The organism is Enterococcus sp. BSD2780061688st2 D3 (assembly GCF_005844145.1).
Classification (GTDB): domain Bacteria; phylum Bacillota; class Bacilli; order Lactobacillales; family Enterococcaceae; genus Enterococcus_B; species Enterococcus_B durans.
In genome coordinates this window covers 1-2,392 of the sequence record NZ_SPHN01000052.1, presented here as the reverse complement: position 1 = coordinate 2,392, position 2,392 = coordinate 1, and the positions used below count along the sequence as shown (strand labels likewise).

The 2,392-nt window shown below is 40.5% G+C and carries 2 protein-coding genes; both read left to right on the top strand.

The genetic code is table 11. The annotated features are described in order from the left end of the window. The first annotated feature begins 242 nt into the window (after positions 1-242). Entirely contained in the window at positions 243-1,181 is a 939-nt protein-coding gene (locus FGQ66_RS14925) for a 2-dehydropantoate 2-reductase (protein ID WP_002335374.1), read from the top strand. 25 nt (positions 1,182-1,206) lie between these two features. Then, on the top strand, positions 1,207-2,244 hold the full coding sequence (locus FGQ66_RS14920; RefSeq protein ID WP_002335373.1) for a PTS sugar transporter subunit IIC: 1,038 nt from the start codon (positions 1,207-1,209) through the stop codon (positions 2,242-2,244). Positions 2,245-2,392 lie beyond the last annotated feature (148 nt).

The window sequence follows — 2,392 nt, the reverse complement described above, 5'->3', positions numbered from 1 at the left end:
TCCTCTAAGGTATCATTCGTCCGTCTATAAGCAGGAACAGTCTGTTGCTTGAACTCGCCGTTGCGGTCGCGCGGAATTCTGTGAATGTGTTATGGTAACTCTATTCTACAGAAGAGACTTCCTTTTTTCTATTTACACAAAATATTTTACACTCTCCTACTTGAAGTTTCCGAATGAAAACTCTATAATGAGAAATGTGAAAATATTCACTTATTGTAAATTAAGTTTGGAGGCTTTTATTTATGAAAATTGCAATTGCAGGGGCCGGCGCGATGGGTTCCCGGTTCGGACTGATGTTGAAACAAGGTGGTAACGATGTTTTGCTAATCGACGGCTGGCAGGAGCATATCAATGCCATCAAAGAAAACGGATTGAAGGCTAATTATAATGGCGAAGAAATTACTGTTAAAGTCCCAATTGTTAATCAGAATGAGGTGCCCACTGGTGAGCAATTTGATTTGATTATCTTATTCACGAAGGCAATGCAGTTGGAAAAAATGCTGCAGGATGTTAAACCATTAATTGCTGATCACACAGAAGTTTTGTGTCTCTTAAACGGTATCGGTCATGAAGACGTAATCGAAAAATTCGTACCGATGGAAAAAATCTTTATCGGCAACACCATGTGGACTGCTGGTCTAGAAGGTCCCGGCAAGGCTAAATTATTTGGCAGCGGGTCTGTTGAATTGCAAAATCTAGGTATTGGCCAAGAAGAATCAGCGAAAAAATTGGCGGAAACTTTGTCCGCGTCTGGTTTAAATGCCAAATATTCCGACAACATTCATTATTCAATTTATCGTAAAGCTTGTGTCAATGGTACGATGAATGGCTTATGCACGATTTTAGACGTCAATATGGCGGGGCTTGGTGCAACCAAACCTGCTCATGACATGGTAGTGACTATTGTTAACGAATTTGCAGCTGTTGCTGCCAAAGAAAACGTCAACTTAGACATTCCCGAAGTAATCGAACATGTAGAAACTTGTTTTGACCCGACTACGATTGGTATGCATTTCCCATCGATGCACCAAGACTTGATAAAAAATAACCGTTTGACCGAGATTGACTACATCAACGGAGCCATTTCTCGTAAAGGTAAAAAATATGGCGTAGTAACTCCTTACTGTGATTTCTTAACGCAACTGGTTCATAGTAAAGAAGAAATTCTAGGAGCGAAATAGTAATCATTAGAAAGAGGACGAGAAAATGGAAGAAAAATTAACTCCAAAAATATTTTTAAATAAAGTATTAGCGGGTACCGCAACGGGGATCATCGTAGGGTTGATTCCTAACGCGGTATTGGCAGCAATTTTGAAATTATTTGGTGAAAATACCTTAGCAGTAACGATCACACAAATGGCAGTTATTTTCCAACTAGCTACTCCACTATTGATTGGCGCTTTGATTGCGGTGCAGTTTGGCTTCAAACCAATGCAAATGTTAGTAGTTGCCGGTGCAGCTTTCGTTGGCTCCGGTGTTGTGAAATTCAATCCTGACACAGCTACTTATATCGGTGCTGGTACCGGAGACATCATCAATACCATGATTACTGCATCAATCGCTGTCGGCATGATCTTGTTGATCGGCGAAAAATTTGGGTCCGTGGCAATTGTTGCAACACCAATCGTTGTTGGTATCGGCGCTGGTCTAATCGGCTATTATTTATATCCTTACGTAACCAAGATTACTGCCGCTATCGGTGACTTAATTAATACCTTTACTACTTTGCAACCAATTTTGATGTCAATCTTGATTGCATGTTCCTTTGCTTTCTTGATTATCTCGCCGATCTCTACAGTTGCCATTGGTATGGCAATTCAATTGAACGGTGTTTCTGCTGGTGCAGCCGCTATGGGTGTTGCCGCAACAACAGTTGTCTTGGTAGTTAACTCTTGGAAAGTCAACAAACCAGGGGTTACTTTGGCCATCGCATTGGGTGCTATGAAAATGATGATGCCAAACTTGTTTAGGAAACCAATTATCTTGGTGCCATGTCTATTCACCGCTATCATCTCAGCAATTCCAGTAGCGTTATTCTCAGTCTCAGGGACTCCTGCTTCTGCTGGTTTCGGTTTGGTAGGGTTGGTAGGTCCGTTGGCTTCATTGGACGCCGGTTTGAGTATTATTCTACTATTAATCTGCTGGTTTGTTGTACCAATCGTAGCTGCTTTCGTAGGTCAAATCTTATTTGAAAAAATCTTGAAATTGTATGATCGTAAAGATGTTTTCGAATTTTTAGGATAGTCAACTAGAAAAAGTGTGAGCCTTGTGCTCACGCTTTTTTGTGCAATTGAAGTTGGTGGGTTCTGTTGCAAAGTTTTAAATAAAGAATAAAATCCCTTACGGTATCTATGATTTAAGCTGGGATTCCCAATAATACCTTGATTTCAGT